This is a genomic window from Alkalibacterium sp. s-m-28, from assembly GCF_054658175.1.
The window spans coordinates 1-287 of record NZ_BAAGIQ010000355.1; the positions used below are offsets into that span (position 1 = coordinate 1).

Annotated in this window: 1 protein-coding gene; it reads right to left on the minus strand. The window is 46.3% G+C overall.

Annotated elements, in window-relative coordinates; translation table 11 throughout:
* Positions 1-138 precede the first annotated feature (138 nt).
* Positions 139-287, minus strand: a 149-nt coding sequence (locus tag ACYQ4S_RS12605) for a zinc ribbon domain-containing protein (protein ID WP_459771526.1), incomplete at its 5' end; no start/stop codon positions are given.

The following is a 287-nucleotide window of genomic DNA, read 5'->3' on the forward strand; positions in this document are numbered from 1 at the left end:
TGTTGGTACTTCAATTATAGCCGGTGGGGCTCATTTTGTCTTTAAAAAAGAAACATCCCTCGACCATTTTTTCTCAAAATCGGTCGAGGGATGTATTCATTTTAGGGGAGTTTTTTCCCAGCCCCCATAGGTTTTCTTTTACTTGGCTAACGCCAAAAGATTCTTGCTGGCATTGATGTCTCGGTCCAGATACTCCCCGCAATTAGGGCACTCCCATTCCCGTATGTGGAGGGGTTTCTTGCCGTCACGGTGTCCACAGGCAGAACAAATCTGGCTGGATGGATAGA